The sequence below is a fragment of the Streptomyces sp. 8K308 genome (assembly GCF_004348315.1).
Taxonomy (GTDB): Bacteria; Actinomycetota; Actinomycetes; order Streptomycetales; family Streptomycetaceae; genus Streptomyces.
Genome location: NZ_SMKC01000358.1, coordinates 1 through 7,031, shown reverse-complemented (window position 1 = coordinate 7,031; position 7,031 = coordinate 1). Strand labels below are relative to the sequence as shown.

Genomic DNA, 7,031 nt, shown 5'->3' with positions numbered 1-7,031 from the left:
GAGTGACGGGGTCCGGTCGACCGGGGGGTACGACCGGGCCCCGCTCACGCGTGCGGGACGCTGCGCGCTTCGGCGGGGGCGTTTCCCGGTGGCGTGCCGTGGTGGAGCGGCCGTGTGCGTCGGGTGCCGCGTCGTAAGCGGCCCGGGCTGGCGTGGCGCCGTCACACGCGCGCCTCGCTTCGCGTCTGCGTGAGGGCGTCGCCCAGTGGTGTCCTGCGGTAGAGCACCGCGCGGCCCGAACGCCGCGCCGTAAGCAGGCCGAGACCGCGCAGCGCCGTCAGGTGTTCCGAGACCGTGCCGGGGGCCAGGCCGAGGCGGCGGGCCAGCGCCGTGGTGGACGCCGGCTCTTCCAGGGTCAGCAGCAGCCGCGCCTTGGCGCGGCCCACGACGGCCGCGAGCTGGTCCTCGCCCGTCGGCTCCGCCGCGTCGGCCCTGGGCCAGAGCCCGCCGACGCCGCGCGCCGGATAGAGCAGCGCCGGCTGCCAGGGCGCCGCGACGATCGCCCCGACGCGCGGCCACGAGAACGCACAGGGCACCAGCAGGAGACCGCGCTCGTCGAGGCGGGCCCGCATCCGGGTCGCGCTCCTGATCACCAGCGCGTCGCCGGCCATGCGCACCCGCTCGTGCAGGTCGGAGACGGCCGCGGCGAGGCCGCTCCTGGCCGCCTCGCGGGAACGGAACTCGATGTCGGCGACCAGCACCTCCCGGATCCGCTCCCAGTCCGGGGCCACCAGCCGCGTCCAGGCCAACTCCATCTGGTCGGCGAGCAGTTCACGGGCGGCCACCGGGTCGTCCCGCAGCCGGCCCAGGTCGGCGTCCACCCTGGAGAGCTCGACGGCCACCTGGTCAGGCGGCGTCGCACGGATCGCCGCGAGCTGTGCCTCCGCCGTGGTCTCCGGGCCCTCGGGCGGCGGGCTGAGGAAGTCGGTGATGTAGGTCGCCCCGCTCAGCACTCGGCCCAACTCGGCCATCGGCAGCTCGCGGGCGACAGCCGCGGTGCGCGCCAACCAGCCTTCGTAGACCGGGTGGTGGCGCAGCCCGAGCGCCACCTGGACCGCGGCTATCACCTCCTCAAGCGGGGAGACGGCGAAGCGGACGCGTTGGGACGCGGCCGGCGTCAACACCAGCTCGATCACCGGAGCCGCCCCCTTTCACGGTTGGATTCGGGCATGGCCGAATCATTATCGCGCCGCCAGCCGATCGGCGGAACGTACTCCCATGAACACCACCACACCAGCTCCGACGCCCACCGTGGCCGCCCTGCTGCGCAACCGCCCCTACTGGCATTGGTCGGCCGGCGTGCAGTCCGGCCGACTCCCGGGCGCCATGGCTCCGCTCGCGTTCACCACTCTCACCCTGGCCACCACCGGCTCCTACCGGCTCGGCGCCGTGATGATGGCCGTCTTCGTGGTGGCCCAGACCGTGGGCGCCGTGCCCTCCGGGCGGCTGCTCGACCGCGTCGGCGCCGCCCGCGGCGTGGTCGCCATGGCCGGCTGCGCCGCACTCGGGCTCGCCTGCCTGGCCGGGGCCGCGGCGGCCGGCGCCCCGCCCGCCGTCCTACTCGCGCTCGTCGTGCCGCCAGGTGTCATCGCCGGCGGCCTCTCCGGCGGCTTCCGCTCCCTTCTCGCCAGGACCGTCGACGACGCCACCCTGCCCAGGGCCGTCGCCGTCGACGCGATGATGGTGGAGGCGGTGCTGATCGCGGGACCCCTGCTGGTCGCCGGCCTGGCCACCCTGGACGAGCGCGCCCCCGTCCTCGCGATGGCCGCCGCCTCCGCAACCTGCGCCGCGCTCATGGCCGCCCTCCCGCGCCGCCCTCCGGCGGCCGTGGCGACATCGGAGACGCTGGCGGACACCGCGGAGCCCCTGCCGCTGCGCGCCGCCGCCCGCTGGTACGCCTGCCAGTTCGCCGTCGGTCACGTGCTGTCCACCGTCGAGGTGGCCCCGCTCGGCTACGCGCAGCGCCTGGGCGCCGGCCCGGCCGGCGCCGCCTTGGTGATCATCGTGCTGTGCGCCGCCAGCATCGCGGGCGGCGCGCTGTTCGCCTGGCGCGGTCGCCCCAGCCCCGCCTCGGCCGCCGCGTTCCTGGCCTGCTTCGCCGCAGGCGCACTGCTGCTGGCCCGCCCGCTCGGCTGGGCCGCCCTGCTGCTCGCGGTCACGGCGATCGGCGCCGTCACAGGACCGCTGCTCACGGTGGCCTCGGTCCGGCTCCAGGCACTCCTGCCACCCGGCCGCCGCACCGAGGGCTTCTCCATCGGCTTCGTCGTTCAGGGCCTCGGCTTCGGCCTCGGCTCCCTGGCGGTCGGCACGCTGCCGCTGCCTTGCGCTCCGCTGCTGGCGGCGGTGACGGCGGTCGGGGTGTGTGGTTGGCATCTCGTGGCCGGCCGGTCCGGCGGCGGTTGCTGACGGCGGAGGCGATGCGGCTTCGTGGTCCAGGGCCTCGGTTCCCTGGCGGTCGGCACGCTGCCGCTGGCTGTCGCTGCGCTGCTGGCGGCGGACACGGCGGGCGGCGTCTGCGGCTCGCGTCTCGTGCTCGGCCGGGGGGTGCGCGGTTGCTGACGCCGGAGGCGATCCGCTCACGCCGGAGGCGATTCGCGGAGGCCGGCGTCCCTGGCGAGGAGCGCCGCCTGGACCCGGTTGCTGACGCCGAGGCCGATCAGGATCCGGCTGACATGGGCCTTGACCGTGCTCTCCCGCATCCCGAGCCCGGCCGCGATGTCCGCGTTGGTCGCGCCGTCCGCCAGCAGCGAGAGCACCTCGCGCTCGCGCGGCGTCAGCCGCTCGATCCGGGCCTGGGCCGCCGTCGCCTGCGGGCGGGCCGTGTGGTGGTAGCGGTCGATCAGCCGCCGCGCCGCCGCCGGGTGCAGCATCGCCGAGCCGGCCGCCACCAGGTGCACGGCCCGCAGGATGTCCGCCGGGTCGCTGTCCTTCAGCAGGAAGCCGTCGGCGCCCGCGGCCAGCGCGTTGTACACGTACTCGTCGAGGTCGAACGTCGTCAGCGTGATCACGCGCGGCGGGTGCGGCAGGGCGCGCAGCCGCGCCGTCGCCGTGATGCCGTCCATCCGCGGCATCCGCACGTCCACCAGCGCCACGTCCACCCGGTGCGCCGTGGCCTGCTCCACGGCCTGCAGCCCGTCCGCCGCCTGCGCCACCAGCGTCACGCCCGGGTCGGCCTCCAACAGGTCGGCGAGGCCGAGGCGGACGAGGGCGTCGTCGTCGACGATCATGGTGCGGATCACGCGCGCCCGCCGTTCCGCTCGTGGCCGGTCTCCGTCGCCCAGGCCGTGGCCAACGGACGGTCGAGTGACGGGTGTTCCCCGGCCGTCGCCGGCGGCTGCACCGGGATGTCGGCCGCGACCCGCCACGCCCCGCCGCCCACAGGACCCGCGTCCAGCGCGCCACCCAGCGCCCGCACCCGCTCCCGAAGCCCCACCAGGCCGTAGCCCGACGGCACGGCCGCCGCCGCGGTCCCGCCGGCCGGCGCCGTGTTGGTGACCTCGGCCCTGGTCGCCGCCCCGCCGTACCGCACGAGCACCCGCACGGAGGCGCGCGGCGCGTGCTTGCGCGCGTTGGTCACCGCCTCCTGAACCAGCCGGTAGACCGCGAGCCGGTGCGCGGCCGGCGCCTGGTCGGCCCGCCCGTCGATCCGCGCCTCGATCTCCTGCCCGGCCTCCCGCGCCTCGTCGATCAACTCGTCCACCTCGCGCAGCGGCGGCGCCAGCGGCCGGTCCCGCTCGTCGTCCCTGGTGTGCAGCGCGCCCAGCACGTCCCGCAGGTCGGCCAGCGCGTCGGTCGACGCCGTGCGCAGCAGCTGGATCCGGTCGGCCACCGGCCCCGGCAGCTGCTCGGCACGGGTGGACAGCACCCCGCTGTGCAGGGCGATCAGGCTCAGCCGGTGCGCCAGCACGTCGTGCATCTCGGCGGCGATCGCCGTCCGCTCGGATATCCGGGCCGCGCTCTCCCGCAGCTCACGCTCCCGGTGCAGGTGCTCGACCTGGCGGGCCAGCGCGTCCGCGAGACGCCGGCTGCTGCCGGCCCAGAGCCCGAGCGCCAGCGCCACGATGAACAGCGAGCACGGACCGTAGGTGCGCGGCGTCCACAGGTTGAGCGACGGCTGCACCAGCACGTTGAGCCCGAGCGCCACGCCGCCCGTGGAGAGCGCGAGCCGGACGCGGCCGTGCGAGGTCAGGTGGAACGTGACGAGCAGCAGCGGCAGGATCATCCCCCAGCCGCCGGCCACCACCACCGCGGCCGCGGCGACCGGCAGCGGCCAGCGGTGCCGCAGCGGCAGTGCGACGGACGCCGCGAACGACACCGTCATCGACGGGATCGCCGCCCGGCCGCCGCCGGCCGCCACGCTGGCGTCCGACACCGACACCGTGGCGACGACGGCCACCACCATGGCCTCGACCCACCAGGGCCACTCCGTCGCTCGCCTCATGCCCACCCGGCCGATGGTAAGCGCTGGCGTACGGACGGCACCCCCTACTTTCGTAGGGGGCCGGGCTCGCACTTCGACCGATCCGCGCGCCCGGCGCGCTCCCTACCGTCGATCCCATGGCGACCACCCCGACCAGCCCGCCCACCGCGTCCGGCAGCGGCGGCACGACCCTGTTCCTCGCCGAGGCCCTGCGCGGCTTCCGCACCACCGGGGCGATAGCACCCAGCGGCCGGCGGCTGGCCGCCGCGCTGGCCGCCCCGCTGCGCGAACTCGGCCCGGGCGCCTGGAACGTGCTGGAGGTGGGCGGCGGCACCGGCGCCGTCACGCGCGAGTTGATGCCGTTACTGGGCGCTGGCAGTAGGCTCGACGTGGTGGAGGCGAACGCCCGGTTCGCCGCGCGGCTGCGGGAGTTGACGGCGCACGAGGCCGATCGGGTTCAGGTGCACCACACGTTCGTCGAGGACCTGGACACCGGCCGCAGCTACGACGTGATCGTCTCGGGCCTGCCGTTCACCAACTTCGAGCCGGAACAGGTGGACGCCATCATGAGCCGTTACCTCGAACTGCTGCACCCTGGCGGGTCGTTGACCTACTTCGCCTACACCGGCACCCGCGCGCTGCGCGCCGCCGTCTCCTCCAGGACCGAGGCCGCCAGGCACCGGGCGGTCGAGGAGGTGCTCGCCGGCTACCAGGCCCGGTACGACGCCGGGTACACCGGCGTCTGGGCCAACCTGCCGCCGGCCCGCGTCTGGCGCCTGGTCGCACCCGCGGAGTCCTGAGTGGACGCGCTGACCGATCTCCTCGGCGACGTGCCGCCGGCCCCCGCGTACCTGCTGTTGGCCGCCATCGTCTTCGCCGAGTCCATCCTGCTGATCGGCGCGTTCGTCCCGACCCTGACCACCATGCTGACCGCCGGCGCGCTCTCCCGCGCCGAGACGCTCGACCTGGCCCTCGTCATCCTGGTCGCGGTCGCCGCCGTGGTCTGCGGCGACGCGCTCGGCCACCGCACGGGACGCACGCTCGGCGCCCGCCTCTACACCGGCCGCCTCGGCCGCCGCGTCCCCGCCGCGGCCTGGCGCCGCGCCCGTGGCCTGGCCGAACGCCGCGGCGGCCAGGCCGTGTTCATCTGCCGCTTCCTGCCGGTGGCCCGCACCGTCGCCCCCTACCTGGTCGGCGCCGGCGGCCTGCCGTACCGCCGGATGGCGCCCTACAGTGTGCTGGCCGCCGTCCTGTGGGCCACGGCCGAGGCGGTCGCCGGCTACCTGGCCGCCGAATCCCTCGACCGCGTCATCTCCTGGGGCAGCCGCGGCGTCCTGCTCCTCTCCTCCCTGGCCGCCCTCGTCGCCGCGGTCATCGCCCTCCGCCACTGGCGCCGCTGCGCGCTCCGCCGCCACGCCGTCTCCTGACGGGACGGGCTCCGGCGCGCGGCGCCCGTTCGCATAGGGTCGGTGGATGGCCAGGTACTACGACGTGCACCCGAGGAACCCCCAGCAGCGCACCATCCGCGGCGTGGTCGACAGCATCCGCTCCGGCGCGCTCGTCGCCTACCCCACGGACTCCTGCTACGCCCTGGGGTGCCAGCTGGGCAACCGCGACGGCATCGGCAGGATCCGGGCGATCCGCGACCTCGACGAGCGGCACCACTTCACCCTCGTCTGCCGCGACTTCGCACAGCTCGGCCAGTTCGTCCGCATCGACAAGGACGTGTTCCGGGCGATCAAGTCGGCGACGCCGGGCGGCTACACGTTCATCCTCCCGGCGACCAAGGAGGTGCCGCGCCAGCTGCTGCACCCGAAGAAGAAGACCGTCGGGGTCCGCATCCCCGACCACGTCGTCACCCAGGCCCTGCTCGCCGAACTCGGCGAACCGCTGCTCTCCAGCACCCTGCTGCTGCCGGGCGAGGAGGAGCCGCTCACCCAGGGCTGGGAGATCAAGGAGCGGCTCGACCACGTCGTCGACGCCGTCCTCGACTCAGGCGACTGCGGCACCGAGCCCACCACGGTCGTCGACTTCTCCGAGGGCGAGCCGGAGATCGTCCGCCGCGGCACCGGCGACCCGGAGCGCTTCGCGTAGCCGGCCGATCAGCCGCCGAGGCGGCCCACCCATCCGCGGAACGCGCAGGTGGAGCGGTCAGGCGTTGGACCAGGTGCGGGTGGAGAGGACCAGCAGGTAGCCGTCGGGGTCCCGGACGGTCACGCCCCAGGTGTCCCAGTACGGGTTGTGGGCCGGCACCCGCTTGCCGCCGTGGTCTTCGAGGCGGCCCACGACGGAGTCGGGGACCGGCTCGCCGAGGTAGATCACCAGCAGGTCCTCGGGGGTGGGGCGGGGGTCCACGGGCGCGGCCGGGTCGTGGACGAGCTCCAGGTGCCAGGTGGCGTCCGGCCAGCCGACCATGAGGAGCGAGTGCTCGCCCGGGGTGGTGCCGTCCGTGGTGTGCCGGTAGAGGACGTCGAGGCCGAGCCCGCCGACCCAGAACCGCTCGGCGGCGCCGAGGTCCCGAGAGGGGCGGGCGATGCGGACGGAGGCGCTGGCGTTGAGCGGCATGGGACGACCTCTCGACTCGTGCGGGTGCGGGTGCGGATGCGGGGCG

Annotated in this window: 8 protein-coding genes; 4 read left to right on the top strand and 4 right to left on the bottom strand. The window is 75.4% G+C overall.

What is annotated here, in order from left to right; genetic code table 11:
* Positions 1 to 161: 161 nt before the first annotated feature.
* Positions 162 to 1,136, bottom strand: coding sequence for a DUF5937 family protein (locus tag E1265_RS31050; protein ID WP_132934307.1), 975 nt, complete (start codon positions 1,134 to 1,136; stop codon positions 162 to 164).
* Between the two features lie 82 nt (positions 1,137 to 1,218).
* Here E1265_RS31050 and E1265_RS31045 point away from each other — a divergent pair, with 82 nt between their 5' ends.
* Positions 1,219 to 2,406, top strand: coding sequence for an MFS transporter (locus tag E1265_RS31045; RefSeq protein WP_207931279.1), 1,188 nt, complete (start codon positions 1,219 to 1,221; stop codon positions 2,404 to 2,406).
* A 170-nt stretch (positions 2,407 to 2,576) separates the two neighbouring features.
* Here the strand turns inward: E1265_RS31045 and E1265_RS31040 are convergent, their stop codons facing one another.
* Together E1265_RS31040 and E1265_RS31035 are read right to left on the bottom strand one after the other, a co-directional pair.
* Positions 2,577 to 3,239: a response regulator transcription factor gene (locus E1265_RS31040; protein WP_132934306.1), complete on the bottom strand. Its 663-nt coding sequence runs from the start codon at positions 3,237 to 3,239 to the stop codon at positions 2,577 to 2,579.
* The gene (locus E1265_RS31035) at positions 3,236 to 4,441 is read right to left on the bottom strand and encodes a histidine kinase (RefSeq protein WP_132934305.1); all 1,206 of its coding nucleotides are present in this window, start codon (positions 4,439 to 4,441) and stop codon (positions 3,236 to 3,238) included. Before E1265_RS31035 ends, E1265_RS31040 begins: the two co-directional genes overlap by 4 nt.
* Before the next feature lie 116 nt (positions 4,442 to 4,557).
* Between E1265_RS31035 and E1265_RS31030 the strand changes: the two genes are divergently transcribed.
* From E1265_RS31030 to E1265_RS31020, 3 genes are read left to right on the top strand one after another with little or no spacing between them, the layout of a single operon-like run.
* Positions 4,558 to 5,220, top strand: a complete 663-nt coding sequence (locus E1265_RS31030) for a methyltransferase domain-containing protein (protein ID WP_132934304.1) — start codon at positions 4,558 to 4,560, stop codon at positions 5,218 to 5,220.
* Positions 5,221 to 5,847: a DedA family protein gene (locus E1265_RS31025; RefSeq protein ID WP_132934303.1), complete on the top strand. Its 627-nt coding sequence runs from the start codon at positions 5,221 to 5,223 to the stop codon at positions 5,845 to 5,847.
* A gap of 46 nt (positions 5,848 to 5,893) precedes the next feature.
* A complete protein-coding gene (locus tag E1265_RS31020; RefSeq protein ID WP_132934302.1) occupies positions 5,894 to 6,514 on the top strand; it encodes an L-threonylcarbamoyladenylate synthase in 621 nt (206 codons plus the stop codon).
* Positions 6,515 to 6,571: 57 nt separating this feature from the next.
* Here E1265_RS31020 and E1265_RS31015 read toward each other — a convergent pair whose 3' ends face one another.
* Positions 6,572 to 6,985, bottom strand: coding sequence for a VOC family protein (locus E1265_RS31015; protein WP_132934301.1), 414 nt, complete (start codon positions 6,983 to 6,985; stop codon positions 6,572 to 6,574).
* Between the last annotated feature and the right edge of the window lie 46 nt (positions 6,986 to 7,031).

Bases quoted from the DNA above. Each gene is read 5' to 3' on its own strand.
- E1265_RS31045 (WP_207931279.1), top strand. From the start codon at position 1,219: ATGAACACCACCACACCAGCTCCGACGCCCACCGTGGCCGCCCTGCTG.
- E1265_RS31035 (WP_132934305.1), bottom strand. From the start codon at position 4,441: ATGAGGCGAGCGACGGAGTGGCCCTGGTGGGTCGAGGCCATGGTGGTG.
- E1265_RS31030 (WP_132934304.1), top strand. From the start codon at position 4,558: ATGGCGACCACCCCGACCAGCCCGCCCACCGCGTCCGGCAGCGGCGGC.
- E1265_RS31020 (WP_132934302.1), top strand. From the start codon at position 5,894: ATGGCCAGGTACTACGACGTGCACCCGAGGAACCCCCAGCAGCGCACC.
- E1265_RS31015 (WP_132934301.1), bottom strand. From the start codon at position 6,985: ATGCCGCTCAACGCCAGCGCCTCCGTCCGCATCGCCCGCCCCTCTCGG.